Below are 26,860 nucleotides of genomic sequence, written 5' to 3' on the forward strand. Positions count from 1 at the left end.
GAAGGTGACCGGGCTACTGCCCGGCCTCGAGTTCGATCAGCCGGCGGGCGAGACGGATCACCCTGAACAGCTTCACGACGGCGGCATCGGTCATGCGGCCTTCGGTGCTGGCTGGCTTGCTATCGAAAAGGGGATCGCCAAGGAGCAACTGGCCCAGGTTCAGGGCAAAGGTCGCGTTCTCTTCCGCGATGCTTGCCTTGAGCTCCTCGGCAGTCTCTGGATCACGCGACACCACGTAGCTGTACATGCCCGTCAACGACTGCAGGAATTGCCAAGACGTTGTTCCACGTGCGGTCAGCTCTGATTGAGGGGTAGAGAGCGTGAAGCCGAGTGCGAAATCGGTGGGCTTGAGCAGCTCACCAGGAACGTCACACAGCTGGGCAATTTCGAAGACCAGCGTTCGCAGGCCCTTACGCAACTCCTCAGGGGTATCGGTGTTGCGCTCGATGTACCAGACGTCCGAGATGGCATGCAGGCCGCCGGCTTGGACAGGGATCGCGCGCAGGGCATCACTGTTGAAGTCAGGCAGGGTCTCGCCGTGCTCGGCCGCGATGCGGCGCTGAACGTCCCTTACCTTCTGGCCAATGCCATCGGGCGTGACGATGTGGCCGTTCAGGCGAGCGGCTCGTTCTTCTTCAGAGAGCTGCTCGGGATCCGGCAGAGTGTGCTGCGGCGGAGTAGTGTCGACTGCACCGGAGCCACCGGTACGCTCAGGGTGTGGCGGTGGTGTGGAAGGGGAGACCGCTCCCTGCTTCTGCTTGCTGGGCGTTCCAGAAGACTTTTCCAGCGTAAGGCTGTTGCCAGGCGCGGGAGGTAGAGCACCGGTAGCAGGAACCTGCGGAGCCAGACCATCGGGCACCTGGACACCAACAAGCTGCGAGCGCCGGCTGCTGTCCTGATGGTCCAGAACAGCCTTGAGTACTTCCTCATAGCCGACATTTTGAGTCCTTCGGATTTGACCGATCAGCTCGTCCTGGATGGTCTCAAATACGAAGTTGTCAGTGGGGCCGTCGAAGCTGTTGAGGACATCTTGGTATAGCAGCTCGAAGTCAGCTTCATGACCGTTAAAGCTGATCCAAGCCTTGAGAGCAGCACTGCGCAAATTAAGCAGCTTCTCGATCTGCGGCTTACCCAGTCCTGAATAAAGCAATCCGGGAATTGCCGGCAATAGAGTGCGTAGCGTCTCTTGCATTCGGCTGATATGGGAGTTAGATATCGAGTAACCATCTTCCTTTAGCAGTCGCGCTAACTCACGTTGGGAGATGTCCTTCCCCGCCTCTTGAGCATAGAGCTCCCGAGCTGCATCAATGCTGACTGCGCGCTCAATGAACATGAGATTACCCCTCAGATCATTCTCTGCGAGGTGGCCGGTCAGCGAGACGATCTCGCCACGGTCGGTCCAAGGACGGAACAGGCAATGGATGCGGTAGTAACGCTCGTCCCGCGTTTCCTTCCACAGCTCATTGAGGATTGCCAGACGGGTGTTGCCACCAGTACGGATGATGTAGTGATCTTCACCCGGCCGTCTGGTGACTGGCGGAGGAGTGTCCAATCCCCTTGCCTGGATGGATGCTTTGATCTCATCGTGCTGCGGGTTTCGGGTTGTTCGAGGGTTGCGGTTGTAAGGGGCCAACTCATCCAGTGTCAGGACCATGGGCGTTTCCTTGATCGGATCCGCCAGGCGTGCGACAGGAGTGCTCGATCCGGCGAAGCCGCCGGCCAATAGACGCTGAGTGACTGCTTCGTTGCTGGGCTTGCTCATGCGTGGATCTCCTGAGCACTACGAGCGGCGGGCCGGCTGGGCTCATCATTCGCGGCCAGCAGCTGGTCGATCACCCGCTGCAGACGAAACACCTCATCCTCTAGCTCGAGCGTGCGGCCCATGCGGATGATGATCTCGGCGTTCATCGAGCGATGGGCCTGCTTGGCCGCCTCGGCGATCTGGGGACGCAGTCCCTTTGGAAAGCGGACGACGAACTTCTCATCCTCTGTTGCAGATTTCCGTACGGATGGCTTGCGCTTGGTTGCGGTAGTCATAGGGTCTGGTCCAATTCGTTCATAGGCTGGGCACGGCGCAGCTGGGCGCGGGCATTGAGGCCGGCGCGGCGATCGCTGGGCGTGAAAGACGTGAAAATGGGGCAGTAGCCAACTTTCAAGAACTTGACGTGGCCGCCCTTGGTACGGGCGACGATCCAGCCCTCGTCCAAGGCGAAGGCCACCAGGTCCTGCAGGTTCTTATTGGCACCACGTAGCGCATGGGCGGGCGTCGTCATGTGCGGCTACCTCCTTTCACGTACCCCACTTTGAAAGGCAGGCGATGCGCACGAGCAAGGGCATGACAGCGTTCCAGGGGCTGCTGCAGGCGCTTGGACGCGGTGCGAAGGGTATCCCCGAGCAAGGCGCGGGCTCGAAGGAGCCGCACCAGGTCCTCGTCGGAAACTTCGGTTGCCGGCTTGGCCTCGGCCAGCTGGCGAAGCTCCTCGCGCTGCGCGCTGATGACGAAGCTCGGGCCCCCGACGGCGCGCTCGGTGGGCTTCACTTCGACAACTTGGCCACCTTTGGCCAGGAAGTCGTTCAGCGCTGCATCCAGCCTCTGCCGGTCACGTTCGCGATCGGTGTGAGAAGGGAGATCCTGTTCAGGGGTGTGATGGGAGAGCATGTCATTGGCCTCCCGCCCGGTGCTGGAGCTGGTTGCCCGATTCGATGGCGACGATCTCGGCCAGACCATCGTCCTTGAACAGCAGGTCCAGGGTCTTGATCAGCCCTGCCGCGTCATTGCGGGAGCCGGCGACGCGGAAGACGACGGTGGTGTCGTGGAAGGGCCCCGGTGCTGGCTGATCGAACATCTGCAAGCGCTCCACGTCGAGCGAATGGCAGACGCTGCAGGCTATGAACTCATCAGCGGTGAGGGGGCGGCGGCAGAGGTGATGGCCGCAGTTGCGGCACTGGTGAGTAACCCCAGACAACATGGCTTGCGGGCTCATCGAGCAGCTCCTAGCCGGCTCCCGCCGGCGAACGATCGAGGGAAAGGGCAGGGAAGAAGCACCGGTCTGGCGGCGGGGGCCGCCGGGCGCGAAAGGGTGCCGGACGCATCCGGTGGTAAGGTCGGCGGTGCCAACCAAACCCACCCAGACCACAGGAGGTCCGGCATGAAACCTAGAGAGGTACAGACGTACAGCGAATTGGCCGAAGCGATATGGGCAGAGGCCGAGGCACGCTTTGGCCAGGATGAGCACATCGCCGCGCGTGAGTGGTACGAGCAGACCTTCTGCCTTTGCGCATTGGGTGATGCGTTAGCTCTAGCCCGAGGCTGGACATTGGCAGGTCTGGAAGCCATCGAGTACGCGCTCATTCAGCGTCACTCCTGGCTGCCCGATCAGATCCGGCAACTATCGCCTCGTGATAAGTGGCTATCACTGCATGAGGAACTGGCAGGACTGAAGACGGCCGACGATGCGAATCAAGCGTGGCGGGATCGGGAAGCAGCAGACCTAAACGCCAGTGGCTCGTCAGAGGACGTGTGGCATGCGTATCCCCGGGGATTCCCCATTCCATGAATGGATGGTCCTGAATCTCGTAGAGATGCCATGGGTAGGCAGCCTCGATGACGTTGATGGGAAGCACGTCCTGGGTGACCCGCACGAGATGACGCCAGCGCGCGCGACCTCCGAACTTCGAGTCGTAATCGAGTACATAGCGTTGCGGCCGCGATATCAGCCCCTGCGTGACCAGCAGGTTTGCCCAGTCGTTGGGTTTCAACTGTTGAGGTAGGTGATTCAGCTCGATGTTCAGGCCCGCGGCAAGCCAGGGGTCCTCGATCCACAAGCTGTCTTCCATCCACCACGCAGAGGGGCAGGGTGATTTTTCCAACCCCTCAATGGCGAGCTTGTGCAGCAGCGGGATCAGCGACTCAGTGGTGAAATCGATCAGCGGGATCATGCGTTCATCTCCTGCCAAGCCTGCGCGCTCAGGTTCTCGAAGCGCGTCTGCTTGGCGATGAAGGCTGCGCGGACCGTGCCGACTTCGCCGTTCCGGTGTTTGCCAACGATCAGCTCAGCAATGCCCTTGAACTCGGTTTCCGGGTGGTAGTACTCGTCGCGGTACAGGAACATGATCACGTCCGCATCCTGCTCGATGGCGCCGGACTCACGCAGATCGGCAAGGCCAGGCCGCTTGTTCGGCCGAGATTCCAGTCCCCGATTGAGCTGAGAAAGTGCGATCACAGGGCACTTCATCTCTTTGGCCAACGCCTTGAGCGAGCGGGATATCTCGGCGATCTCGTTGGCACGATTCTCCTGGCCATCGCAGCGCATCATCTGCAGGTAGTCGACCAGAATCAGCGCGGGCGGACCGAAACGGCGCGCGGCACGACGGGCTCTGGCGCGTAGCATCGTGGGGGACAGGCCAGCCTCATCGTCGATGACCAGGCGATCGCCAAAGCTGTTAATGGTGTTGACCGCCATGGTCAGCTTCGGCCAGTCCTCGTCCTCCAGCTGGCCGCTCTTGAGCTTCGTGGCATCGATACGGCCGATGATCGCCACCAGCCTAAGCATCAGCTGCTCCGCCGGCATCTCCAGGCTGTAGACCTGCACCGATTTGTTCTGCGTATGCTGGAGCGCCCTGGTAATGCAGTTGAGCAAGAAGGCGGTCTTGCCCATGGCTGGGCGGGCACCGACGATGATCAGGTCCGTGTCCTGCCATCCCGAGGTGAGGACATCCAGATCGTTCAGGCCTGAGGGAACGCCCGTCACCGGCATAGGGTTGTTGAAGCGCTCGTCGATGGTGTCGATCAGCTTGCTCAACGTTGCAGTGACGTTGCAGAACTCGGCGCCCTTGCGGTCTTGGCCAAGCGCGAACAGCCGCTGCTCGGTCTGCTCCTGCACTTGGGCGGCATTGGCACCTGGTGCTGACGCCTCGCGGCTGCTGGCAAAGCCCAGCAGGATCAGGCGGCGCAGATGGGCTCGCTGGGCGACGATCTCCGCGTACGCGACGATGTTGGCCACCGAGGGGGTGTCCTTGGCCAGGGTCCCCAGATAGGCAAGGCCGCCCACCTCGTCGACGTCGGGCATCACCTCGGCGAGGGTCACGACATCGAAGGGCCGCGACTGAGAGGCGAGCAGGGCGATTCGCCGGAATATGAGCTGGTGGTGCCGGAAGAAGAAGTCTTCCTCCAGCAATACGTCAGCGATCAGGTCCCAGGTGCTGTTGTCGAGCATCAGTCCGCCCAGTACGGCCTGCTCGGCCTCTTGAGAGTGAGGCGGGACCAAACTGGCTGCTACGCGCTCAGCGTCTGAGACATGTACGGAGAGATCATGGGAGGGGGCTTCCAGGAGCTGCACTACGCTCATGGCCGACCTCCCAGCGCTATCTGGTCGCCGCGCTGTCCGACGCCGCGGTGGAGCTGAGCTTGAGTTCCCAGCTCGTAGCCCTGGTAGCGCGCCCGCACGTCGTGGCCTTTGGCCTCGAGATGCTCAAGCTCCACGGTGGTCAGGTCCGGATGGTGAACGGCCAGGTAGGCGTCGATGACGCGCTGGGTCTCATCTGGTTTGCCCTTGGCGAACTGGTGGACCTTGACGCTGACTGCTTCGATCCAGCCTTCGGCGAAGACCTGACCACGACGGCGTTTGGTAGCCAGCTTGCAGCGAGTTTGGCTGCGGACGAAGACCTTGCGCGCGGCCAGGAGCTGCTGGTGAAGCGCGGAATAGGCGTAGCTGGCCATCTCAGGCCCGACACCGATACCGACGAACTTGAATGCCCATCCCAGGCGCTGATCGCGATAGGCCAGGGGATCGCAATCGAATGCCTGGGCGCACACCAGTGCGAGCTGGTGAAGCCAATGGGCGGGTGCTTTGCGGGTGCCGGTGGCAACGACTGCTTCGCTGGCGAGCACTGCCTGGACGTCAACGTCCATGAGGTTGTGCTGCTGCATGAGCTTGCGCGCCTGACGCAGCGCGATCTCAGCTTCATTCGGCGCGGCGCCGGCGTCCTTGGCCAGGGCGAAGCACTTAGCGACGCGCTCCAGGATCTTCTGCTTGTTGGCATCCATCTCACTTGCCCTCTTTCACCAGGGCATGCACGACAGCTTCGTCTAGGGCCGTGAAGCGATCAGCCCATTCAGGGAAGAGTTCGATGGCGAGGTTGCGGATGACCTGCAGGGCAGCGGGTGCCTGACGGTTGCTGGGCTGCCTGTACTCCAGGCGGTGTGCAGGCACCCCATGAGTGGCCGACTCGCAATAGACAACTGCATCGGGGATGACGGTATCTATGACCTGGATATCGGAATGGCCCCGGAAGGTCTCACGAATCGTCGCATTCAGCTGACGCGCGTCTGAGGTGAGATCCAGACCGTTCACTACGGCCTTGATGGGCGGTACCGGCAGCCCAAGGCGGGCATAGGGTCGGAGTCCGTCCAGCATTTGCAGAGTGCCGCGGTTGAATTCGCGGGCGGACAGCATTTCAGGGGGGAGGGGGGAGACGGCAAGGTCCGAAGCGAGCATCACCATCTCGAGGAGCACGGTGCGGGCGCCCTGCGTATCGATCAGCACCAGGTCGAAGTCGTCCTGGAAGATGTCTTTGAGATGAGCCAGGCGAAGCCGGCCATCAGGTGCCTGCAGGAGGAGGTTGATCAGGTGGTTGTGCGGATCGTTGGAATAGATCAGCGACAGATTTTGGATATTCGTCTTGGAGACGATGCGGTCGAGACGTGTCTCGTTGCTGGCGATCAGCTCGAAGACGCCGCAGGGAGCAGGCTCGACGAGGTCGTAGTAGGACGAGAGGGAAGGCTGGACAGGATCCAGATCGATCAGTAGGGTGCGGAGCCCCGCATCGGCACAGAACGCGCCTAGGTTGGCGGTCTTGGTGGTTTTCCCTGTACCGCCCTTGGTCGAAATCGCAGATGTGGTTTTCAAATTTGCAGCCTCTAATGGGTTCATTAGAGGCCGCTTGTTTTCACTGAGAGGCGCGTCGCGCCTGGGTGCAATGGTGGGTCAAAAGCAATTGGCTTTTAACCAATTGGTCGTAGGTTCGAATCCCACACGACCCACCATCTTCACCAGAAACCCTCCGCAAGGAGGGTTTTTGCGTTTCTGGCATCGCGAATGTCTCGGGAAGAAGCGGGTTGTCCTGCTTGAAGTGCTCCAGTAACTCCTGGCTTCAAGTTGTGGCCAGGCAGCGCTGCTGCGGAGAATGGCCTGGTCAAGCCCTGGCCTAGGGCTGCCTGGTGTAGATAGTCGCTAGCGTCTGCCGGCTGAATGCCGGCTGATCAGCCAGGTCGAGGCGAAGTACAGTGGTTCCAGTACGACAAAGCCCAGCAGGATACCGCCCAGTCGCTCCAGCCCCGCTACAGGGTCTAGGTGATCATAGTGGTCAGGCACCATCACCACGAGGAAAGCCAGCGCGAACTGCATACCGAGATAGCCGATACCGAGCGGCCCATTTTCGATATGTCGGCCGATCAGCACGCCTATGGCCACACCCGCCAGGGTCAGCCAGAGACTGTCCTGGCTGACCAGTAGCAGAAGGGCGGCCAGGCCACCGCCGAGGAGGCAGCCGAGCATTCGATGCAATAGCCGCTTGGACACTGCCTTGCTGGCGTCGCCCAGCCTATCGGGTGGAACGACCATGACGGCCAGGATGGTAATGGCCGCCTGGCTGATATCCACGTTGATCTTCCATGCTGCCATTAGTGACAACAACGCCAAGGCAAGGCCGCCTTGCACGGCATGGCGCAGCGCTGAGGGTTGCCAGAAGGCGAGGGCAAGCGGCTCTGCCGTCGCCGTGTCCGGTATCTTGGGCAACCAGCGGTTGCGTATGGCATAGGTGGACAGGGCGCTTACCAGCACGCAAGCGGAGGTGCCGAGCACGACTTCCAGCAGGCGTGACCAGGCGAATAGCTCGATCTGATCGGGCCTCTGGAGGCCTGCCAGGATGACCATGGCGTAGGTGAGGCCCCCCAGCAATCAGGCGTAACCGTGGCGCCCCACGAGGGTCAGATAAAGTGTGAGGCTCCCCACGATGCCCAGCAGTACCGCCTGTTCGTGCGCTTGCAGGTGCAGATGACGCAGGACGAGCAAGCCTCCTCCGGCGCCGATACAGGTACCCAGCACCCGCAGGTAGCCACGAGCGAAGCTATCGCGGACATTCGACCTCATCACGATATAGCCACTGAAGGCCGCCCAGCCGACATGCTGGACCTCGGCCAAGTGGCCTAGAAGGATCGCCAGCAGTACCGAGGCCAGGGTTTCGACTTCGTCGATCAGGCGGCGGCGATCACGACCGAACTGCCGGAGATCTCCGGCGAGATCCCGCAGCAACTGCTTGAATTCCGACAGCGCCTGGGAGGGTGGCATGGGTCCCTGATGATTGCCGTGATAACTACCTATGCTACAGCGCCTGATCGACTTTCGGCAGCAATGACCCCTTACGGGACGGCTTGACCGAAAATCCAGCGAATCCGGGTAGTTACTCGTGCTTTTTCCCATGCACGAGCAGGTATCGCCGCTCGGCGTCAGGTAGGGCTCCGACTGAGCGCCTTCACGGCCGAGTCAGGAGGCTTTTATCCACTGAAGGGGGCTACGAAATCAGCTCCCCGTTAACCCGGACCTTGACCATCCGGAACGCCCGCTCCGGGTTATGGGTGTAGGCCTAGGCGGCGAAGACGGCGGGCCTGTCGTTGGCCAGGGCCAGGGCTTCGGCCAGTCAGGCCTAGATCTAGCGCTCCGTTCCAGGGCGGGGTTGGCGTCTGTAATAGATGTCCCACTCTGCCTCGTCTACCTGCTCGAAGCCGTGTCGCTGATAGAAGGAGTTAGCTTTGCTGCCACGCAAGGCACCTACCTGGATTGGGAGGTTTTTAGCGTCAGCTTCGACAGTAATCAGGGTCATCACCGCACCTCCAATTCCCTTCGCCTGGTATTCAGGCAGGAGGTAAAGGTGATCAAGGTGCAACAGATCTGGCAAAGGACGGACTACGCAAAATCCAACCCTCACCGTATCGATCTCGATGAAGTGGCACAGCATAGGGTCGAAAGACGCCAAAAAACGCTCTCTGGCACGCTGGGGATCAAAGCGCCCAATCCTCTCCAGGCTGTCGCGCATGGCGGCAATCCTGATGCTCACCAGTACATCCGCATCAGATGAGTTTGTGGGTGTGAGGCTAGGCTTCATGTGGATGTCAGCTACGTGGCGCGCTGATGATGCATCAACATAACAAGCGGAAGCGCCCTGGTCGATTTCCTGACGGTAGAACCGCCATAGCTCAATAGCGCGGGCTGAGCGGCTGGCCGTTGTTCCAGCGTTTCTGGAAGTCCTGGATATAGGCCCGCGCCAGGTACGGCACCTTGTGCAGCAGCAGAGCGTTCTCGGCGCTGCGCTCGGCGGCGGTCTGGGTGTGGTCGAAGGAGCCGGTCTCCACCGCCTGGCCGCCGATGACCATGAACTTGTTGGGCATGATCGCGTAGCGGTTATTAGCCGGACCAGCACGCCCTGGTTGCCGGGAAGGTCACGGCGGCGCAGGGGCGACGGGCTTGCTGGTAAAGCTATAGGCCGCTACCAGGGCCTGGTAATGGGCGGAGTCGATGCCATTGGTCACCACGTCGAGCGCGGAGGAGCCATCGATCGCAGGGGAGAAGCCACCTGCAGGTCGCTGGCGGCCAGGGCCGGCGGAACTGAGTAGCAGGGAGGCCCGGCGCATCGGAGAGCTCCGGGGCAGAGGTGTTTCCTTGCAGTTGCTGATGGTGAGGTACACCGCGATAGGTAGCAGCACCGCGCGCGGTAGCGATACCAGGTTGCCCTTGGTAGACAACTAGGTGATTCGAGCGAATGCGATATCCGGCCTTGCATTTTGAAGGTCGAGGGCTAGGCTCAAATTGTTTGTTTAATTACAGACATAAGCAGCCATGTCTCTACCGTCTACTGCGGGGGTGCCTTTGATGTTCGCACACGAAAAGCTCGGTCTTATGCTGCTTGTTGGTACTTTGGGTGTTGCAGTCTATTTGCTGATTCATCACCTGGTCGTCAGTCGCGTCTCGGGAAAGAAGTCAGAACCTATAAAATCGGGGAAAGAGCACTGAGGTAGAAGCGCAGCTGTCGAGCTGCGCAGACCAGGCGATAGCGTCGCGTACGCTAGTACTACCAGGGGTGGGTTCTGGTATCGGAAAGCTTACCCAAGGGATCTGGTCGTGGGGTTGGAGGTGAGGATGGTTTGACCGTTGGTGGCGTCGGCGTAGCGAAGCAGACCTGGACTTCGGTTAGTTTGGTGGTGAGTAGCTTGACGTTAGTTAGTACCCGGCCTCCGTCAGACGCCTCCGCACTCAGCCAGGCGTAGGCGGTGATGCGTGAACTTGGAAATGCCATTGTTCCTGAACCGATCCAAGTGGCGCTGTTAGGCTGCATCGTCAACCACCTGGATTGGATTCGAGTGAGACCTAGCAATGGCCACCTCCATCGCGGTGGCCAGGCCACTCCCTTGGCGGCGTGTGTCCTACTGTCTCGTGCTTGTCGCGCAGTGCGACCAGAACCAAACCGCTAGATGTTACTCGGGAGACAACGCAGGCCTATCGGCGAACCGGTTCAGCTCTGCTTGGGGATGACCCCGATCTTTTCCCATATCTTGCGCTCGTCGATACCGGCCGACAGGATGTCCAGCAGCAACTCCTGCAGCGTCATGTTGCCCCAGGAAACGGCGGTGTCCAAGAGATAGGGGACGGGGCTGTGTGGCTCGGTCTGGCGGAGGAAGTTCGCGATGTCCTTGAGCTGTCGGTAGGCCTGTTGGCGCGAATAGGGATTGGCCGCTTCTATAGCCTTGTCACTCATCGCTGTTTCCGTTGTGCCGGTTAGGGGTTCTTGGTCTGGGGGCTGAATCTCGGGCTCGACCTGGTCTGGATGCAATTTCATGGCTTCCTCCAGCAGGCGCTGCCAACGGCTGAGTCGATCATGCAGCGCTTGCAACGACGGTGGGTCATCGCTGAGATGGTCATCGATCCAGCACTCCAGCCGGTTGACGAGTGCCTGGGCTTCTTCGACTAGGTGCCGCTGCATGAGTAGGCTCTCCAGCGGCAGGCTGCTGAGCGTTTCGCAGAGTTCGCGATACTGCTGCTGCGCCTCGGCCTGGTTTTGCTTCTGCCTGCTGTCGCCGCCCTGGAGGACCAGGCGCTGCTGGGTCGATTCCCACAGGTACAGCGTGATGCCGGAACGCTCCTCGTCCTTGCCTGGCAGCTCCATCTTCATGTGCGCCAATTGTGAATAGTTTTTGGCGATCCAGGACAAGGGGCCTGCCAGCCAGTCCATGTCGCCATCCGGTCCCTTCGGGTAGAGCGTATCGGGGTAGCGTTCGAGCAGTTCGGCGAGCAGTTCCAATGCCGAGCTGAGGCCCAGCAGGTCATAGCGATGAATCCAGGCTTCGCCTAGCCAGGCGGCCACCTGCAGGTCCTTGCTCTGGCTGCTGAGTAGCGAACAGGCCAAGGCCTCGACCTGGTGCCAGTCACTTCGCTTGAGTTCTCTCTGCCAGACGCCCATAGGCAGGCTCGCATCATCCTCTTCTCGGAGGCGCCGCAGGTCATGCAGGGCGTTGCCGTGCTTCAGGTTGACGCCAGTGGGCGTCGGTTCCGCCAGCGGTGCCAGCAAGTGTTGCCAGACCTCTGCGATTTTTTGCTGTCTAGGGACCGATGACATTGGGCGTAATGCTCGCGGTAGGAGGAACGGTGGAGGGCATCGCAAAGGGCGACAGGGGCGCACTGGTCGGCAGGGACGTCAGCATCAAGGGCTGCTTGCTGCCCACGCCCATCAGCGACACGCGAATAAAGGCCAGCATCGAGGTTTCGCCCGGCACTGCAGAGCGGGTAGGGACCTGGAAGGCCAGCGGCCGATCGCTGAGATCCTGGGTCGGCAGCCGCTCGTAGGCCTGGTGGTCGCGGATGAAGCGCAACAGCGCCCACGGCCCCTCGTACTGCCAGCCGGCCTCGGTGTCGTAGACCGCGAGCGCGGCCTGGCGGGGATCGGCCAGCGGGCGTTGGGTGCTGCCGGTCGCCCAGCGCAGTACCAGCTTCACGGGCTCGCCGAGGCCCCAACGCAACTGGCCGACCAGGTTGCCGGGGAAGCTGATGCTGCGACCGTCCACGTACAGACTCCAGTCGATGAGCTGATCGGCGCGGCGTTCTTCCTGGCGGTCGGTACGCCAGCGAACCTCCACATCGACCCCGCGCGTGGTGTCCTTGTCTCCGACCAGCAACGGGCTCAGCCACACCTTGGCCTGTTGCAGGCTTTCCAGGAAGGCGATCGCTGCAGCGCTGTTGGGTGAAGGCGACGCCTTGGCGGCAGCCAGGGCCGTCGGCGCCGCCTGGTCGATCAGTTGCAGGAAGGCGCTCACCCGTTCGGGATTCGCATCGGCCGCGGTTTCCTCGAAGCTGAAAGGAAAGCGCCCGGCGAGGTAGCGTTGGAAGTAGTCGGCCAACTGCTGCCAGGCGGCTTGGGCCGCGCCTTGCTGGAGACTGGCGCAGCGACTGTCCGCACTGACCTTGAGATTGCGGATCTGCCGGGACAGGGCACCGTCGCCTGTAGGCAGTATCGCCGCGGACAAGGTTGCCCCACAGTTGGTCGCGTCCATCTGGTTGAGATCTTGGGCGACCAGTTGCTCGTAGAGGGCTGGCGATGAAGTCGGATTTTGCTCGGCGTACTTCTTCAGCTCCAGAGCCATGTCGGAAAGCAGATGGAGCTGCTCTAGATCGCCTGCGCCAAGCGAGGCGCGTTGTGTATCCAGCCAGGTGAGCGCCGGCCGGATGCGCTGCAGATAGGTGCTGGCGAGGATGAATTGCTGGGCGAGCGTCTGTTTCAAGCGTTGAATGTTAGCTACTCGGTAGGTGTTGACCACGAAGTTCGCACGGCCATCCCAGTTGGCGAAGTTCAGGCGTTCATCAAAGATCGGCAGTGCGTAGAGGTCGTTTGCAGCATGCCGCAGATCCTGAAGGGCTCGCTGATTCAGCTCACGACGCAGGATCTCGGCGCGTATGGGATCGCCCAGCTGTGTCAGCACCGCCAGCATCTGGTTGCTTCTATCGATATTGACGGCGAACGCCGTGCCCGAGAGGCCATTGAAATCCTGGGGTTGGCCCAGCGTCTTGCTGCTGAGCGCCTGCCAGAGCGCGGTCAGGGCGGCCTCCCGGGCGGTGGCCAGCAGGGCTCGGCGATAGGTCGGCGGTAACTCGGCGACATCTTGCGTGAGGTAGCGCTGATAATCGTCGTAGTAAGCCAAGGCGGTCGTGAGGCTGTTGTCGTCCATCGCCGATAGGGAGGCACTGTCCTTGATCGCTGAATCCGCAAGGGCAATCTGACTGAAGGATTGCTGCTTCAAGGCTTCTATCGCCTGGTCGACCTTGACCACGGGGGCTTGCAACTGTAATTGGCCGCTGCCCTGCTCCGTTAGTACGCCCACCCGGGTGCTCTGCTGGCCTATCCAGCGATCACGGAAGGTGCGCTTGAGCGTCTGGGCATAGTGGTCGACCTGGTCGACCACGTCAGGACCGATCAAGGTGGTTTCCCGAGCATGGTCCAGAAGTTCCTGATAACCAGGGACCAGTTCCTTACTAGTCGTCTGTTGCCAGGCGACGTTGGTGAGTTCGACGAGGCGACGCAGTTCGTCGATATTCGCATCCAGGTCCTCCAGGTCCTGGAGATTCATGCGCTGGCCGGTCTGCAGATTCTGCAGACCGCTGGCGACGTAGCCGGCGATGCTGGCGAAGTCGTCGGTACCGAAGAAGCGGTCGAGCCAGAGCCGCATCAGGGTGAGAAAGCGTGCCCCGGTCTCCTGCTTGGCGGCTGCTAGCGGGAAGACCGCCGGAGGCCGGCTGGCATCTGGCTGCAAGGTCGCATTGTAGTAGTGCAGGAAGCGCAGCTGTTGCGGTTGGTAGGCGGTATTGGCGAGTTCGTTGGCCAGGCCGACCAACTCGTCCATGGGCGTCGCGCTGCTGCGGGTGGCCTGCAGGTAGCGGTTTTCCTGTGCCTGCAGTCGCGTGGCTCGAGCCACCAACGCGCGGGCTTGGCGTAGATAGTCGTCCTCGTTCGTCGCACTGCGGCCGCCGATGCGGCCAGTGGCGCCCGGTGTCTTGAGCGCATCGATGGCTTGGACCAGTCCGTGGTGGATGGGGTCCAGGAGTTGCTGCTGCAGGCGTTCCCGCAACAGCGCCTGCAACTGGGTGTCAAGCGGCGAGAACCAGGACGCTGGTAGAACGAGGCTGGTGAACTGCCAGCGTGGCGCCTGGCTCAACAGGGGCCAGCTCTGGGCCAGCGAACTCTGCAGCAGCGTATCGCGGCGATCGGCCGTCGTCCCAGGGGGCTCGAGCAGGGTGGCCAGTGCCTGGGCGTCTTGGGTACGCCCATACCAAGCCCACGCCATCGCACCGGCCCAGCCGCAACCCAGTAGCAAGGCCGCGAGCAGCGTCGCCCGTTGCCAACGCCGGCGGATATGCACGACCCGGGCGATGGGCTGCGCCAGGCCTCGCTCCGGGGCAATCCGCTGGCGCCATAGCGCGGCGCCGAATGCCTGGCGTGGCGCTTCGGACGCCGAGGGCTCGGCATACAGGCTATCCGCTGCCTGGATGCGATCATCATCCAGGTGTGCGGCGGAGAAGTAGCAGCCCCGCAGCCGGGGCGCTTCACCTGGTGCTATCCCCTCGAACACGGGAGCGACCAGGGACTGCAGGGGAGTGGTAAGCCGTTGCAAGGTGAGAGGGAGGGCATAGAGCTGCGGCGTCAGGGTTCCGTTCAGCGTACCGATCTCACTGAGCGCATTGGCCAGTTCGCTGACCAACTGAGCGAACGCCTGATCGATCCAGTCGGCTTGCCAGGGGGTTTCCAATGGCCTGGGATTGGTCCAGCCCAGGGCTTTTCGCAAGGTCTCCGCCGGTGCCCGCTCCAACAGGTCCGTAACCCCCGGCAACGCTTCGAGACCGGTGATGACCAGATACACCGGGAGATTCAGGCCGAGGGTCTGCTGCACGTCGAGGAGCTTGCGCCGTGCCGTGGCGGCGAGCGTCGGCAAGCCTTCCTCGTCCAGCAATAGCTCCAGCGGGCAGACCCAGAGCACGGCATCTAGCGGTCGCCGTGCGCGCAGCTTGAGCAGCAGCCGCAAGAGGCGCTGCCACAGCCGTAGATGGATGGAGACCGTCGGCAACTTGCTGAAGAACAGGCTGGGCGTGACCAGCACCCCGCCTTCCGGACCATACCACCAGCGTCCGAACCAGCCCGGCTGACCCGCGGGGTTGAGCCCCCAGGCGCGTACCAGGTGCTCGGTGTCGCGCTGTTCACCCAGCGCCAGGACCCATTGCGCGCGATAGCGGTCGGCGACGTCGGCGTCCTGCTCCCACTGCCGTAGCGCGCCATAGAAGCTGCGGCTGGTGCCATCCAGCCTGACCTTGGAGAGTTTCAGCCAGAGCGCCAGGGCAGCCAGGACAAGCAGGGCGCCGATAACCAGCACGATGAGCGATTGCATCAGCGCTGCTGCTCCTGTCGGGGGCTGTCGAGTTCGGCCAGCAGCGGGTCCAGGGGCCGACCGATGTCCCACCACAGCACCAGGCTGGCCACGAGCAGCAGCATGAACATGGCGCCCAGCACGACGCCGAGGCGTAGCGAATCCGGCAGGCTTTCCTTGGGCGGCTGCTGCAGGGGCGGGACCTCGCTGGCCAGGCGGCCGAGCATGGCGCCCAGCCCCTCGGTGGAAGCCGGCCGCTGATGGACTAATTCGAACAGCGTCTTGCGCCATTGCTCGTGCAGCGCGGCGCCCTTTTTCCCGCGCAGGCGTCCGTAGAAGCCGAGAATCAGGCATTGCAGGTAGACGTTGGCCAGGTCGCGGTCACTAGGGTCTCTGGCCGTCAAGACGCGGCTGATGGCCAGGGGCACCCGTTCACCTGCCGCGTGGCTCTTGAACAGCCTTGCCTCCAGCAGGCGCGCGTTCCAGTCGGCCTGGCCTGGCCAGGGCTGGAACAGTAGTTGCTCGTCGAGCAACGCGACGAAGGCGTAGAGAACAGCCTTGGCCTGCTCGGTTCGGGCGTCTCCCGCCAGTTGGGCGACGCGCCGCCAAAGCCGGTGGGTAATGGCGCAGCCCTGTTCGGTGGCGAAGGCCGCTTGCGCCGCCACGGAGTCGAGGACGTTCAGTCGTTCCCAGGCGTCCATCCACTCGCTCCAGGCGCTGGCGAAGGCGGTACTGAGTGGATAGCGGCTGGCATTGACGAGGGAAGGGCTACTGTCCATAGAGGATCCCTGGTTGGTGGTGATCAAGACGTTTCGTTGGCTTGGAACAATACGAGCTCACGTGGCACCACCAGCGCTTGGTCATGGAAGGCGGCGACCTGCAACGGCTCCTCGGGGCGGAACCATTCGCCCTGGGCATACAACACGAACAGCCGGGTATCCTCGCCAACGCTGTAGGCGATCTGCTCCCGGTGCTCCATTGGCCTGAAGGACAGGCCGCGCATGCGTTGCCGCCGCAGTGTCTCTATCACGCTCGCCGAGCCGAGGACGCAGCGCTCCAGCCATTCGCGAGCCGCTGCCGATGTGGCACCCAGCGGCATGCGCAGCCCCACGACCAGCTCTTGCCGCGCCGCCTGGCGATTCGGTAACTCCACCGAGAAGACCTGCTCGGCCTGCTGGAACAGGATGCTCCGATAGGCGCCCCGGATGCTGGCCAGGGCGGCCTCGAGCCAACTCAACACCTCGTCGAAGCCGGCCAGCAGCTCCCGGTAGCGCAGCGGCCGGAACACCGGCAGGCCGGCGACCGGGTCCAGGGCCACCAGGGCGCCGGCCATGGCCACCAGCTCGCGATGCACCTGGGCAGGGTGTGCGATACGGCTACCCAGCACGGCTTCGACCACGGGCAGCTCGGACCAGACCGCGGCGAGTTGGCTGCGGATCTCCTGGATATCCTCGAATTCGGCGCTCTGCCTGGCCTGGCGGAGACGATTGGCCAGGAACTGGCATTTTTCCCGGGCCTGGACGCACAGCGCGGCGATGCGCTGCCCGAGGTCGGTCTCCGGTAGCAGCAGGGGCGTCGGTGGCAGATAGGGGCGCCGAACATAAGCCGTTCCATCGAAACCGATCTTGAGTAGCGGCAGAGACACCGAGTCATTCCGCGTGGCTTCCACCACCAGTCGCAGGGCCGGCCGCCATACCGGGATCGGCTCGGGAAATTCGCCGCTGGCGAGATCCGGAATCGCCGGCCCCGCCACCGAATGCAGCCGACCTTTGAGGGGTAGCAACTGGCCACCACGCTGCAGTGGAGTAACGGCAAGGGATACCAGCAGGTCTTGGCCGGGTGTCTGGGCGAGCTGCTCGGTCACGTCCAACTCGACGACCGCATCGCAACCGGCGTCGAAGGCTACCGGCAGACCATCCGGCAGGATGGCGCTCAGGCTCAGTAGGCGAATACGTCCACCGAGCAGGGAAGATGAATCTATTTCATAGTTCTCGATGCCCCAATACCAGGGATGCGCACTGGCCACTAGCGCCGCTGCCAGGGTTTCCGCCCGCAAATCCTGTAATTGAAAGTGCTGTGGCAATAATTGCAGCCCTTCATGCCATTGAACTGCATCGGGAATCTTTTGCATGAAAGACCTTCGATAAGTCGAACTAATGACAACGCCCATAGTTAATCTCAAGTATTTTGCAGATTAAGTTAGGGAGCTATGAATTGCATCTCGCGCGCGTCCAATTTCAGCCAGATACGCTTTTCCGTGGTGATCAGCAGGCGATGGGCGCCAGGGGTGCTGTAGTTGGCGTAGACCAGCACGTCCTGCGCCTTGACGCCGTGTAGCGGAATGTCGCGAAAAACCGCGAACTGTTCGGGAACGACCTCGAGACTCCAGACATCAAGGCGACCGGGATTATCGCGCTGCAGCTGCTCGCGCTGGGCGAACCATTGGCTGGCCGTCAGGCCCTTCAGGCTCTGAGTGAGGGTCGCATCGGGAGTGGCAACGAAATCGACGGAGACGGGAGAATTGCCGTTGGCGTTGCGTTCGACCTCGATCGTCACATTGTTAAGTGCAACTCTCGAGCCAAAAAAAGCGCATCCAGAAAAAAGCAGCAGGCATGAGAAAAAAACGTGCCTACACAAAAAGCGGTGATTTGAAAGTGCCATTATTCGATCCATCGAAAAAATCTAAAAAGTCCCTTCCAAAATTTATAACCCTAATTTACTGTCTTTACCAGTTCACCGGACTGAACTTTTTTCAGGGATGGATGTCTTGCCATAACGGTGTGAGGCAACCTCAAGATCAGCTGCATTGCAGGGATACGCAAGGTGCCGGCAGGTGCGTGTCCAGGGAGAGGAATGATGGCCGAAAGTACCCAGCACAAGCTCGACCGCGTGCGCCCGCCGCGGGTCCAGATCACCTACGACGTCGAGATCGGCGGCGCCATCGAGAAGAAGGAGTTGCCACTGGTGGTCGGCGTGCTCGCCGACCTGTCGGGTAAGCCGGAGGCACCGCTGTCCAAGCTCGGCGAACGTCGCTTCGTCAGCATCGACCGCGACAACTTCAACGACGTCCTGGCCTCCCTGGCGCCGCGCACCACGCTCCAGGTGGACAACACCCTCAGCGGCGATGGCAGCAAGCTCAACGTCGAGCTGCGCTTCTCCCATATCGACGACTTCGACCCGGCCAGGCTGGTCGGCCAGGTCGCGCCCCTGCGCCGCCTGTTCGAGGCGCGCCAGCGCCTGCGCGATCTGCTTACCAAGCTCGATGGCAACGACGACCTCGACAGCCTGTTGCAGCAGGTCGTGGCCAATACCGGCGAGCTCGAGGCAATCAAAACCGCGCGTGCGTCCGCCCAGGCCGACGCGCCGGCCGCTGGTGCCAGGCCCGAAGAAACCGCCTGATCTGAACTCAAGGAAGGAGAAGCAGCATGGCCAAGCAACAAGCTGAGGCGTCCACTAGCGAGACGACCACCCTGACGCTGCTCGATCGCATCATCGCCGAAGGGCGCATGGCGCACGACGACAGCCAGCAGAATTACGCCCGCGACATGCTCGCGGAATTCGCCACCCAGGTCCTCGACGAGGGCATGGTGGTGGACAAGGACACGGTCGCCATGATCAACGAGCGCATCGCGCGCATCGACGAATTGATCAGCGCGCAACTGAACGAGATCCTCCATCACCCCGAGGTACAGAAGCTGGAGGCCTCCTGGCGTGGCTTGCACCAGTTGGTGATGAATACCGAGACCGGCACCCGGCTCAAGCTGCGGTTGCTCAACGTGACCCAGCAGGAGCTGCAGACCGACCTGGAGAAGGCGGTCGAATTCGACCAGAGCGCCCTGTTCAAGAAGATCTACGAAGAGGAATACGGCACCTTCGGCGGCCATCCCTTCAGCCTGCTGATCGGCGATTACGCCTTCGGTCGCCATCCCCAGGACGTGGCCCTGCTGGAAAAACTCTCCAACGTCGCCGCCGCGGCCCACGCGCCCTTCATCGCCGGGGCCAGTCCACGGCTGTTCGACATGTCCAGCTTCGGTGAGCTGGCCGTGCCGCGCGACCTGGCCAAGATCTTCGAGAGCCTGGAGCTGATCAAATGGCGCTCCTTCCGCGAGAGCGAGGATTCGCGCTACGTCTCCCTGGCCCTGCCGCGCTACCTGGCGCGCTTGCCCTATGGCCCGGACACCCATCCGGTGGAAGGCATGAACTTCGTCGAGGATGTCAACGGTACCGAGCACGACAAGTACCTCTGGGGCAACGCCGCCTGGTTGCTGGCGCAACGCATCACCGATGCCTTCGCCAAGTACGGCTGGTGCGCCGCCATCCGTGGTGTCGAGGGCGGCGGCGCGGTGGAGGGGCTGCCGGCGCATACCTTTACCACCGCCTCCGGCGACCTGACCCTCAAGTGCCCCACCGAAGTGGCCATCACCGACCGCCGTGAGAAGGAACTGGACGAACTGGGCTTCATCGCCCTCTGCCATAAGAAGAACAGCGACCTCGCGGTGTTCTTCGGCGGCCAGACCGCGAACAAGCCCAAGGTCTACAACACCCCGGATGCCAACGCCAACGCGCGCATCTCCGGCATGTTGCCCTATGTGCTGGCGGCCTCGCGCTTCGCTCACTACCTCAAGGTGATCATGCGCGACAAGGTGGGCAGCTTCATGACCCGCGACAACGTAGAGAGCTACCTCAACAACTGGATCGCCGACTACGTGCTGATCAACGACAACGCGCCCCAGAGCATCAAGGCGCAGTATCCGCTGCGCGAGGCGCGGGTCGATGTGTTCGAGGTGGCAGGCAAGCCGGGTACCTACCGGGCCACGGTGTTCCTGCGACCGCACTTCCAGCTCGAAGGCCTCACCGCCTCCATCCGCCTGGTGGCCGAGTTGCCGCCGCCGGCCGCCGCCTGAGTCCGGGTCTGCCGCCGCGGGCATTTTGCCGGCGGCACCTTACACCTTCATTTCGTTAGGAGCTCTTCGCTATGGACGCGATCATTCTGGACCTGGGCGCCGATATCAAAGGCGATTCCCTCATCGAAGGCTACAAAGACAAGATCGAGGTCATGTCCTTCAGCCACAACGTGGCCATGCAGGTCACCAACGACGTCAGCAACTCGGAACGTACCTCGGGCAAGCCGCACATCGGCGAATTCACCCTGACCAAGTTCGTCGACACCTCCACCCCCAACCTCAACCAGTACTGCTGCGCCGGCAAGTCCATCGCCGAGGCCAAGGTGATCATCGGCCGCAACGCCGCTGAATCCGGTGGCAAGGTCCTGCCCTTCATCGTCTACACCCTGACCAACGCGGTCATCTCCAATGTCAGCGTCAGCGGTGGTTCTGGCGGCAAGCCGGTGGAAACCCTGTCGCTCAACTTCACCAAGATCAAATGGGAGCTGACCGCCCAGAAGGAAAATGGCACCAAGGAAGGCACCTCGGCGGCGACCTGGGACCTGGCCGCCAACAAGCTCGCCAGCTAACGGGGGCAGCCGTCCGTGCCCCAGGGATTGTTTGATCGGCTGGCGGAGGAGGGCAGCGCCGGTGCCGGGCTCGCCGAGTCGGTACGCGACGAGCTTAGCCGCCTGCTCAATACTCGCATGGCGAGTATTGAGCAGGCGGGCACGCAGCGAACCATCCTCGACTATGGCGTCGCCGATTGGACGGCGGCGTCGCCGCACGACGATGACGAGCGGCGGCGACTGATCCGCGAGGTGGCCGCTGCCATCCGTGCCTTCGAGCCGCGGCTGCGGCTGGTGGCGGTGACCTTGCAACCGGTGGCACCGGCGGCGACCGCGTTGCGGCTGGTGATCGAGGGCTACCTGCCGGGTCGGCATGGCGAGGCGGAGCGGCCCTTTCATATGGATGTGAGCGAGAACGGATCGGCTAGTCCATGACGGATTCCATCGACACCACACTCCTGGATCACTACCAGCGCGAGCTGACCTGGCTGCGTCGCGCCGGACAGGAATTCGCCCAGCGCTATCCCAAGGTCGGCCAGCGCCTGGCACTGTCCGCCAGCGAATGCGCCGATCCCCATGTGGAGCGCCTGTTGGAAGGCTTTGCCTTGCTCACCGCTCGCCTGCAGCGGCGCCTGGACGATGGCTACGGCGACTTCAGCAACGCCCTGCTCGAACAGCTCTATCCGCTGGCGCTACGTCCCGTGCCGTCCTGCGGCATCGTCCGCTTCCAGCCCGATGCCACCCAGGGCACGCTCAAGGGGGGCTTCCACCTACCGCGGGATACCCCGCTGTTCACCGCCAACGCCGCTGGCGAGAGCCTGCACTTTCGCACCGCCTATCCGGTCACCCTCTGGCCGCTGGAAATCGCCGCCGTACGTTTTCTCGGCGCCGAGGAAACCCAGGCCTTCACCGGGATCGCCGCGGGTCAGTCGGCACTGCGTATCGATCTCCAGGCGCTGGGCGAGCATCTGCTGCCCGAACTACCGATCACTTCGCTGCGCCTTCACCTCGGTTGCGCCGCACGCATCGTCGCCGAACTCACCGACCTGCTGCAGGCCAGCGTGCAGACGGTGCTCTGTGGCCTGCCCGACGGCCCTTTACAGCCGGTGGCGGGGGCGGTGACCCTCGTCGGCTTCGCCGAGGGCGAGCAACTACTGCCGGATGAGGAAAGCGTCCATCCGGGCCTGAGACTGCTGTACGAATACTTCGCCTTCACCGAGAAATTCGCCTTCTTCGACGTGCCCCTGGCGATCCCGCCAGGGGCCACCAACCAGCTCAGCCTATACGTGGTCTTCCAGCGCCTGCCGCGCCACCTGCCCAGCCTGCACCGCGATGACCTGCAGCTCGGCTGTACCCCAATGGTCAATCTCTTTCCGCGTACCGCCGAGCCGCTACGGCCCAGCGGTACCCAGAGCGAATATCGCCTGGTGGCCGACGCCCATCGCGAGGACAGTGTCGAGATCCACAGCGTCCGTAGCCTGCGGGCCATGACCGCTACGGGCGTGGTGGATGTGGCTCCCTACTATGGCCATGGTCACCTACTAGCCTCGACATCTCTGTACTGGCACACCCGGCGCAGCGAGGGCCTAAATCCCAGCCGGCGTGGCTCGGACATGCAGCTCAGCCTAGTGGATACCCAGTTGGACCCCACGGTTGCCACAGCGATCACCAGCCTCACCGCCAAGGTGCTCTGTACCAATCGCGGCCAGGCCCAGGCGTTGCCGGCCGGCGCCAACCTGTTCTTCGAGCGGCCCGGCCCGGTCACCCGCATCGAGCTGCTGCGCAAACCCAGCGACCAGGTAACGCCCGATCTGCAGGGCGCCTCGCGCTGGCAACTGGTTTCGCTGCTCGCGCTCAACCAGCAATCGCTGGTGGAAGGTCCCGGGGCGCTTGAGGCGCTTAAGGAGATGCTGGCGCTGCACAACCTGCGCGGCGACGACACCCTGCGTCGGCAGATTCAGGGCATCAGTGGCCTGACCACGCGCAAGGTAATGGACCGCGTCGGCGACGATGCCTGGCGCGGTTGGCGCCAGGGCTACGAGGTGCGCCTGACGCTGGACCCCGAAGCTTTCCACGGCACCAGCCCGGTGCTGTTCGCGGCGGTGGTCGCACGCTTTCTCACCCTTTACGTCAGCGCCAACTGCTTCGTGCGCACGGTGCTGATCCTCGCGGACAAGGAGATCAAGACATGGCAGCCATGGACCGGCAACGCCCTGCTGCTCTAGCGGCGCTGTTGCGGGCCGTCCCGCAGCGCTTCGAGCTGACCCAGGCGCTGCTGCTGCTGGAGCGCCTGCGGCCACAGGCCTTGCCACTGGGGCAGGGTGACGACCCCCGGCGTGAGGCGGTGCGTCTCAAGGGCCCGCTGACACCCGGTTTCGCCGCCAACCAGATCGATGACCTAGAGCTGGATTCCCAGCACCGTCCGGTCCTGCACACCCCGGTGTTCGGCCTGGGCGGTCCCGATGGTCCTTTGCCCTATGCCTACCAAGAATGGCTGCAACAGCGCAGCCGGCTCAAGGACGCGGCACCGGCCGAATTTCTCGATCTGTTCCAGCACCGCCTGCTTAGCCTGCTCTATCGCATCGACCTGCACCTTCGCCCGGCTGTTGGCTTCCAGCCGCCCGAGCGGAGTCCGCTGCAGCTGCCGCTGAAGGCCTTGGTCGGCCTAGCCTCCGCTGCGCTGCAAGGCCGCCAACGCCTGGCCGATAGCGCCTTCACCGCCCGCGTGGCGCTCTTCGGCAACAGCCGCCGCTCCCTGGCCGGCTTCGTCAACCTGATCCGCCAACACTTCCGGGTACCGGCCCAGGCGCAGCCCTTCGTGGGCGCCTGGAAAACCCTGCCAGAGGCCAACCGCAGCCAACTGGCGCGGGGCGGCAGCAATCTGCGCCTCGGCCGCGACGCCCTGCTCGGCACCCATGTCTGGGATGACCAGGCCGGGGTACAGCTGGAGCTGGGGCCGCTGGCCACCACTCAGGGCGAAGCCTTTCTGCCCGGCGGGGCACGCCATGCCGAACTGGTGGCGCTCTGGATCTGCTACTTCGGCACCGAATTGGGCTGCCGGTTGCAGCTGCAACTGCGCGGCGCCCGGCCCATGGTGCTGGCGCGCCAGGCGCCCCCGCGCTTCGGCCGTGGCGCCCAACTGCTGCGTGCCGCCGCCCCCGAGCGCCTGCACACCCTGACCCTGCAACTGGACCTGGAGGCGGCCTGACATGGAATTGGGCGAGCTGATTTCCCACCTCAACGCACCCTGCCGCCAGGCCCTGGAACGCGCCGCGCAGCGTTGCATGGGGCTGACCCACCACCAGGTGGAAGTGGAGCACCTGCTGCTGGAGCTGCTGGACATCCGCGGTGGCGACCTGGCCGTGCTGTTGCCGCGTTGCGGCCTGAGCCGCGAAGAAGTGGAGGCGGAACTCCAGCATACCCTGCAACTGTTCAAGGCCGGCAGCACCCGCACGCCTTCCCTGGGCAGCCACCTGGTAGCCTGGCTGGAACAGGCGGTGCTGCTCAAGAGCGTGCGCCGTCTGGAACGCCTGGGCTCCGGCGTGCTGCTGCTGGCCTTGCTCGATCGCGACGAATTCCGCAGCCTGCTGCTGGGCAGCGCCGCCTGCCTGCTGCGCATCCCCTGTGAGGCGCTCCGCCAGCACCTGGACGAATGGCTCGCCGCCTCCACGGAAACGCCGCGCCGCGCGACGGCCGCCGCAGGCGCGGCCAAGGGCGGGGAGGAGGGTGACGCCTTTCTCGAGCAGTACACCCAGGATCTTACCGCCGATGCCCGTGCCGGTCGTATCGACCCTATCGTCGGCCGCGACGGCGAGATCCGCCAGAGTATCGACATCCTGCTGCGCCGTCGGCAGAACAACCCCATCCTGGTCGGCGCCCCCGGTGTAGGCAAGACCGCCGTGGTCGAGGGCCTGGCCCTGCGCATCGCCGCTGGGGAAGTACCGCCCTCGTTGCAGAATGTCAGCCTGCGGGTGCTCGACCTCGGCCTGCTGCAGGCCGGTGCCGGGATCAAGGGCGAATTCGAGCAGCGCCTCAAGGGCGTGATCGACGCCGTGCGCAACAGCCGCCAGCCGATCATCCTGTTCATCGACGAGGCCCATACCCTGATCGGTGCCGGTGGTGCCGAAGGCGGCAGCGACGCCGCCAACCTGCTCAAGCCGGCCCTGGCCCGCGGTGAGTTGCGCACCCTGGCCGCCACCACCTGGCTGGAATACAAGAAATACTTCGAGAAGGACCCGGCCCTGACGCGTCGCTTCCAGCTGGTGCAGGTAGAGGAGCCGGACGAAGCCACCGCCGTGGAGATGCTGCGCGGCGTAGCCGCCAAGCTGGAACAACACCACGGCGTGCAGGTGCTCGACGCCGCCATCCAGGATGCGGTCAAGCTCTCCCATCGCTATATCTCCGGCCGCCAGTTGCCGGACAAGGCCATCAGCGTGCTGGACACCGCCTGCGCTCGGGTCGCCCTGGCCCAGCACGACGTACCGCCGCCGCTGGAAGCCTTGAGACACCGCGAACAGGCCCTGGAGGAGGAGTTGCAGCGCCTGCGCCGCGAACAGGCCACGGGCCTGGCCCACCGCGAGCGCATCACCGCGCTGGAAGAAGAGTCCGCCGAAAACCGCCTGGCCATCGCCGCCCTGGAGCGTCGCTGGCAGGACGAGCGCGAGGCGGTGGCCCTGTGGCTCGATACCCGCCGCGAGCTGCTGGCCCTGAGCGAAAGTGCCGAAGCCGCGCAACCCGACCGCGAGCTGGACGGCCGCCTCGACCACCTCGCCGCCGAACTGGTACGCCTGGAAGCGGGGCTGGACGCCATCCGCGAGGACGACCCCCTGGTGCCCGAGCAGGTCGACTCCAAGGTGGTGGCTGCGGTCATCGCCGGCTGGACCGGCATCCCGGTGGGCAAGATGCTCGCCGACGAGGCCCACGCCATCCGCACCCTCGGCCAACGCCTCGGCCAGCGGGTGATGGGCCAGGCGGATGCGCTGGACACCATCGCCCAACGCATCCAGGCCTACCGCGCCGGCCTCACCGACCCAGCCAAACCGGTGGGCGTCTTCCTGCTGCTTGGCCCCACCGGCGTGGGCAAGACCGAAACCGCCTACGCCCTGGCCGACGCCCTCTACGGCGGCGAGCGCAACCTCATCAGCATCAACCTCTCCGAATACCAGGAAGCCCACACCGTCAGCCAACTCAAGGGCGCACCGCCCGGCTACGTCGGCTACGGCAGCGGTGGCGTGCTAACCGAAGCGGTCCGCCGCCGACCCTATTCGGTGGTGCTGCTCGACGAGATCGAAAAGGCCCACCCCGATGTGCTGGAAGCCTTCTACAACGTCTTCGACAAAGGCCTGATGGAAGACGGCACCGGCCTGGTGGTGGACTTCAAGAACACCGTCATCCTCGCCACCAGTAACGTTGGCGCCGAACTGGTTCTGGATATGCCGGCTGACCAACTTGGAAGTGACGTCTTCAATGAACGGCTGCGCCAGGTACTGCTAAAGGCCTTCCGCCCGGCTTTTCTCGCAAGGATGACCGTGGTGCCTTATCGGCCGCTGGATGAGGCGACGTTGGAGGGCATCGTGGTCGCCAAGTTGGAGAAATTGCGGGAGCGCTATAAGACTGCGACCGGCAAACAATTCGATTTCGATCCGGATATCGTCAAGGCTGTACTCGCCAAGTGCAGTTCGGCGGGGGCGCGGGATATCGAGAATGTGTTGATGGCGCAGGTGACGGGGAAGTTGGCGGAGTGGGTGTTGGAGTGAAAATTCAGTCTATATACTATGGTGAAGTATGATAATAGTTAATATTAATTCAAAAAACACCTTAATAATATCCCATGACAAGGTGCTAAACCCAAATGATGAAAGCATCTTTCCATTAAAAGATCTAAAGGAATATCTATTAAAGTCAAGAGAGCAAGCGTTTGTGGAAACATGCACTGAAGATATGGCGTGGGC

Annotated in this window: 26 protein-coding genes; 7 read left to right on the top strand and 19 right to left on the bottom strand. The window is 63.0% G+C overall.

Annotated features, from left to right (window positions below; translation table 11 throughout):
- Positions 1–13: 13 nt before the first annotated feature.
- The 19 genes from RND78_RS00110 to RND78_RS00200 all read right to left on the bottom strand — a co-directional run bounded on the left by RND78_RS00110 (position 14) and on the right by RND78_RS00200 (position 18,118).
- Positions 14–1,762 carry a ParB family protein gene (locus tag RND78_RS00110; RefSeq protein WP_312725018.1) on the bottom strand — a complete coding sequence of 583 codons (1,749 nt, stop codon included), beginning with the start codon at positions 1,760–1,762 and terminating at the stop codon, positions 14–16.
- Complete coding sequence (locus tag RND78_RS00115; RefSeq protein ID WP_145154955.1) at positions 1,759–2,037, bottom strand: Arc family DNA-binding protein; 279 nt, start codon at positions 2,035–2,037, stop codon at positions 1,759–1,761. The genes RND78_RS00110 and RND78_RS00115 overlap by 4 nt, the downstream gene beginning before the upstream one ends.
- Positions 2,034–2,273 carry a hypothetical protein gene (locus RND78_RS00120; protein ID WP_007160909.1) on the bottom strand — a complete coding sequence of 80 codons (240 nt, stop codon included), beginning with the start codon at positions 2,271–2,273 and terminating at the stop codon, positions 2,034–2,036. Before RND78_RS00120 ends, RND78_RS00115 begins: the two co-directional genes overlap by 4 nt.
- Positions 2,270–2,659, bottom strand: coding sequence for a hypothetical protein (locus RND78_RS00125; protein WP_027601808.1), 390 nt, complete (start codon positions 2,657–2,659; stop codon positions 2,270–2,272). Before RND78_RS00125 ends, RND78_RS00120 begins: the two co-directional genes overlap by 4 nt.
- 1 nt (position 2,660) lies before the next feature.
- On the bottom strand, positions 2,661–2,984 hold the full coding sequence (locus tag RND78_RS00130; RefSeq protein ID WP_312725023.1) for a hypothetical protein: 324 nt from the start codon (positions 2,982–2,984) through the stop codon (positions 2,661–2,663).
- Between the two features lie 364 nt (positions 2,985–3,348).
- Positions 3,349–3,939, bottom strand: coding sequence for a hypothetical protein (locus tag RND78_RS00135; protein WP_312725025.1), 591 nt, complete (start codon positions 3,937–3,939; stop codon positions 3,349–3,351).
- On the bottom strand, positions 3,936–5,348 hold the full coding sequence (gene dnaB / locus RND78_RS00140; protein WP_312725027.1) for a replicative DNA helicase: 1,413 nt from the start codon (positions 5,346–5,348) through the stop codon (positions 3,936–3,938). The genes RND78_RS00135 and dnaB overlap by 4 nt, the downstream gene beginning before the upstream one ends.
- Complete coding sequence (locus RND78_RS00145) at positions 5,345–6,046, bottom strand: DUF2786 domain-containing protein (protein ID WP_312725029.1); 702 nt, start codon at positions 6,044–6,046, stop codon at positions 5,345–5,347. Before RND78_RS00145 ends, dnaB begins: the two co-directional genes overlap by 4 nt.
- 1 nt (position 6,047) lies before the next feature.
- On the bottom strand, positions 6,048–6,908 hold the full coding sequence (locus RND78_RS00150) for a ParA family protein (RefSeq protein WP_312725776.1): 861 nt from the start codon (positions 6,906–6,908) through the stop codon (positions 6,048–6,050).
- A 324-nt stretch (positions 6,909–7,232) separates the two neighbouring features.
- Positions 7,233–7,934, bottom strand: coding sequence for an FUSC family protein (locus RND78_RS00155; RefSeq protein ID WP_312725030.1), 702 nt, complete (start codon positions 7,932–7,934; stop codon positions 7,233–7,235).
- Positions 7,935–7,958: 24 nt separating this feature from the next.
- Positions 7,959–8,348, bottom strand: coding sequence for an FUSC family protein (locus RND78_RS00160; protein WP_312725031.1), 390 nt, complete (start codon positions 8,346–8,348; stop codon positions 7,959–7,961).
- A 361-nt stretch (positions 8,349–8,709) separates the two neighbouring features.
- Complete coding sequence (locus RND78_RS00165; protein WP_312725032.1) at positions 8,710–9,093, bottom strand: GNAT family N-acetyltransferase; 384 nt, start codon at positions 9,091–9,093, stop codon at positions 8,710–8,712.
- A gap of 160 nt (positions 9,094–9,253) precedes the next feature.
- Positions 9,254–9,445, bottom strand: a complete 192-nt coding sequence (locus RND78_RS00170; protein WP_312725034.1) for a hypothetical protein — start codon at positions 9,443–9,445, stop codon at positions 9,254–9,256.
- Positions 9,446–9,496: 51 nt separating this feature from the next.
- Positions 9,497–9,688, bottom strand: coding sequence for a hypothetical protein (locus tag RND78_RS00175; RefSeq protein ID WP_312725035.1), 192 nt, complete (start codon positions 9,686–9,688; stop codon positions 9,497–9,499).
- A gap of 878 nt (positions 9,689–10,566) precedes the next feature.
- Positions 10,567–11,619, bottom strand: a complete 1,053-nt coding sequence (gene tssA / locus RND78_RS00180; protein ID WP_312725036.1) for a type VI secretion system protein TssA — start codon at positions 11,617–11,619, stop codon at positions 10,567–10,569.
- Positions 11,620–11,650: 31 nt separating this feature from the next.
- A complete protein-coding gene (locus RND78_RS00185) occupies positions 11,651–15,478 on the bottom strand; it encodes a type VI secretion system protein (protein ID WP_312725039.1) in 3,828 nt (1,275 codons plus the stop codon).
- Positions 15,478–16,236: a DotU/TssL family secretion system protein gene (locus RND78_RS00190; RefSeq protein WP_312725041.1), complete on the bottom strand. Its 759-nt coding sequence runs from the start codon at positions 16,234–16,236 to the stop codon at positions 15,478–15,480. Before RND78_RS00190 ends, RND78_RS00185 begins: the two co-directional genes overlap by 1 nt.
- A gap of 23 nt (positions 16,237–16,259) precedes the next feature.
- On the bottom strand, positions 16,260–17,588 hold the full coding sequence (tssK, locus tag RND78_RS00195) for a type VI secretion system baseplate subunit TssK (protein WP_312725042.1): 1,329 nt from the start codon (positions 17,586–17,588) through the stop codon (positions 16,260–16,262).
- A 68-nt stretch (positions 17,589–17,656) separates the two neighbouring features.
- Positions 17,657–18,118: a type VI secretion protein gene (locus tag RND78_RS00200; protein WP_312725043.1), complete on the bottom strand. Its 462-nt coding sequence runs from the start codon at positions 18,116–18,118 to the stop codon at positions 17,657–17,659.
- A gap of 195 nt (positions 18,119–18,313) precedes the next feature.
- Between RND78_RS00200 and tssB the strand changes: the two genes are divergently transcribed.
- From tssB to tssH, 7 genes are all read left to right on the top strand, one after another.
- Positions 18,314–18,856 carry a type VI secretion system contractile sheath small subunit gene (gene tssB, locus RND78_RS00205; RefSeq protein WP_312725045.1) on the top strand — a complete coding sequence of 181 codons (543 nt, stop codon included), beginning with the start codon at positions 18,314–18,316 and terminating at the stop codon, positions 18,854–18,856.
- A gap of 26 nt (positions 18,857–18,882) precedes the next feature.
- Positions 18,883–20,361, top strand: a complete 1,479-nt coding sequence (gene tssC / locus RND78_RS00210; protein WP_312725046.1) for a type VI secretion system contractile sheath large subunit — start codon at positions 18,883–18,885, stop codon at positions 20,359–20,361.
- Positions 20,362–20,432: 71 nt separating this feature from the next.
- Positions 20,433–20,930 carry an Hcp family type VI secretion system effector gene (locus RND78_RS00215; protein ID WP_312725047.1) on the top strand — a complete coding sequence of 166 codons (498 nt, stop codon included), beginning with the start codon at positions 20,433–20,435 and terminating at the stop codon, positions 20,928–20,930.
- Positions 20,931–20,945: 15 nt separating this feature from the next.
- Positions 20,946–21,344 (top strand): type VI secretion system baseplate subunit TssE, encoded by a 399-nt coding sequence (tssE, locus tag RND78_RS00220; protein WP_312725049.1) that lies wholly within the window; start codon positions 20,946–20,948, stop codon positions 21,342–21,344.
- The gene (gene tssF, locus RND78_RS00225) at positions 21,341–23,134 is read left to right on the top strand and encodes a type VI secretion system baseplate subunit TssF (protein WP_312725051.1); all 1,794 of its coding nucleotides are present in this window, start codon (positions 21,341–21,343) and stop codon (positions 23,132–23,134) included. The genes tssE and tssF overlap by 4 nt, the downstream gene beginning before the upstream one ends.
- Positions 23,098–24,117, top strand: a complete 1,020-nt coding sequence (gene tssG, locus RND78_RS00230) for a type VI secretion system baseplate subunit TssG (RefSeq protein ID WP_312725053.1) — start codon at positions 23,098–23,100, stop codon at positions 24,115–24,117. Before tssF ends, tssG begins: the two co-directional genes overlap by 37 nt.
- A 1-nt stretch (position 24,118) precedes the next feature.
- On the top strand, positions 24,119–26,665 hold the full coding sequence (tssH, locus tag RND78_RS00235; protein WP_312725055.1) for a type VI secretion system ATPase TssH: 2,547 nt from the start codon (positions 24,119–24,121) through the stop codon (positions 26,663–26,665).
- Positions 26,666–26,860: the final 195 nt, after the last annotated feature.

Origin of the sequence: Pseudomonas oryzihabitans (assembly GCF_032027545.1) — a bacterium.
In the GTDB taxonomy this organism is placed as follows: domain Bacteria; phylum Pseudomonadota; class Gammaproteobacteria; order Pseudomonadales; family Pseudomonadaceae; genus Chryseomonas; species Chryseomonas oryzihabitans_F.

Excerpts from the sequence above, each read along its gene's own strand:
- RND78_RS00110 (WP_312725018.1), bottom strand. The coding sequence starts at position 1,762 with ATGAGCAAGCCCAGCAACGAAGCAGTCACTCAGCGTCTATTGGCCGGC.
- RND78_RS00115 (WP_145154955.1), bottom strand. The coding sequence starts at position 2,037 with ATGACTACCGCAACCAAGCGCAAGCCATCCGTACGGAAATCTGCAACA.
- RND78_RS00120 (WP_007160909.1), bottom strand. The coding sequence starts at position 2,273 with ATGACGACGCCCGCCCATGCGCTACGTGGTGCCAATAAGAACCTGCAG.
- RND78_RS00125 (WP_027601808.1), bottom strand. The coding sequence starts at position 2,659 with ATGCTCTCCCATCACACCCCTGAACAGGATCTCCCTTCTCACACCGAT.
- RND78_RS00130 (WP_312725023.1), bottom strand. The coding sequence starts at position 2,984 with ATGAGCCCGCAAGCCATGTTGTCTGGGGTTACTCACCAGTGCCGCAAC.
- RND78_RS00135 (WP_312725025.1), bottom strand. The coding sequence starts at position 3,939 with ATGATCCCGCTGATCGATTTCACCACTGAGTCGCTGATCCCGCTGCTG.
- dnaB (WP_312725027.1), bottom strand. The coding sequence starts at position 5,348 with ATGAGCGTAGTGCAGCTCCTGGAAGCCCCCTCCCATGATCTCTCCGTA.
- RND78_RS00145 (WP_312725029.1), bottom strand. The coding sequence starts at position 6,046 with ATGGATGCCAACAAGCAGAAGATCCTGGAGCGCGTCGCTAAGTGCTTC.
- RND78_RS00155 (WP_312725030.1), bottom strand. The coding sequence starts at position 7,934 with ATGGTCATCCTGGCAGGCCTCCAGAGGCCCGATCAGATCGAGCTATTC.
- RND78_RS00160 (WP_312725031.1), bottom strand. The coding sequence starts at position 8,348 with ATGCCACCCTCCCAGGCGCTGTCGGAATTCAAGCAGTTGCTGCGGGAT.
- RND78_RS00165 (WP_312725032.1), bottom strand. The coding sequence starts at position 9,093 with ATGCGCGACAGCCTGGAGAGGATTGGGCGCTTTGATCCCCAGCGTGCC.
- RND78_RS00170 (WP_312725034.1), bottom strand. The coding sequence starts at position 9,445 with ATGCCCAACAAGTTCATGGTCATCGGCGGCCAGGCGGTGGAGACCGGC.
- RND78_RS00175 (WP_312725035.1), bottom strand. The coding sequence starts at position 9,688 with ATGCGCCGGGCCTCCCTGCTACTCAGTTCCGCCGGCCCTGGCCGCCAG.
- RND78_RS00185 (WP_312725039.1), bottom strand. The coding sequence starts at position 15,478 with ATGCAATCGCTCATCGTGCTGGTTATCGGCGCCCTGCTTGTCCTGGCT.
- RND78_RS00190 (WP_312725041.1), bottom strand. The coding sequence starts at position 16,236 with ATGGACAGTAGCCCTTCCCTCGTCAATGCCAGCCGCTATCCACTCAGT.
- tssK (WP_312725042.1), bottom strand. The coding sequence starts at position 17,588 with ATGCAAAAGATTCCCGATGCAGTTCAATGGCATGAAGGGCTGCAATTA.
- RND78_RS00200 (WP_312725043.1), bottom strand. The coding sequence starts at position 18,118 with ATGGCACTTTCAAATCACCGCTTTTTGTGTAGGCACGTTTTTTTCTCA.
- tssB (WP_312725045.1), top strand. The coding sequence starts at position 18,314 with ATGGCCGAAAGTACCCAGCACAAGCTCGACCGCGTGCGCCCGCCGCGG.
- tssC (WP_312725046.1), top strand. The coding sequence starts at position 18,883 with ATGGCCAAGCAACAAGCTGAGGCGTCCACTAGCGAGACGACCACCCTG.
- RND78_RS00215 (WP_312725047.1), top strand. The coding sequence starts at position 20,433 with ATGGACGCGATCATTCTGGACCTGGGCGCCGATATCAAAGGCGATTCC.
- tssF (WP_312725051.1), top strand. The coding sequence starts at position 21,341 with ATGACGGATTCCATCGACACCACACTCCTGGATCACTACCAGCGCGAG.
- tssG (WP_312725053.1), top strand. The coding sequence starts at position 23,098 with ATGGCAGCCATGGACCGGCAACGCCCTGCTGCTCTAGCGGCGCTGTTG.
- tssH (WP_312725055.1), top strand. The coding sequence starts at position 24,119 with ATGGAATTGGGCGAGCTGATTTCCCACCTCAACGCACCCTGCCGCCAG.